The following is a 218-nucleotide window of genomic DNA, read 5'->3' on the forward strand; positions in this document are numbered from 1 at the left end:
CAGGGCGAGAGCGTGAACTTTTTGTTAAAAAATTTCAGGTTTGACGAATAAGAAAAAATATAATTTCATACTTCTTTTTTCGGGAAGTATTCTTATGAGTATCGATACTTTTTCTCAGTATTTCAGTACATTAACAGATCCCCGCCAGTCGTCTAAGATCAGTTATCCTTTGTTTGATGTCCTTTTTCTGTCGATTACAGCCATCATCGCCGGTGCAG

The 218-nt window shown here is 37.2% G+C and carries 1 protein-coding gene; it reads left to right on the forward strand.

The window, feature by feature from the left end; translation table 11 throughout:
* Window positions 1-94: 94 nt before the first annotated feature.
* Window positions 95-218 (forward strand): transposase family protein (locus AAC854_RS24075; RefSeq protein ID WP_340619231.1); only part of this gene is annotated, 124 nt, incomplete at its 3' end.

Source organism: Xenorhabdus entomophaga (genome assembly GCF_037996725.1).
Classification (GTDB): Bacteria; Pseudomonadota; Gammaproteobacteria; order Enterobacterales; family Enterobacteriaceae; genus Xenorhabdus; species Xenorhabdus khoisanae.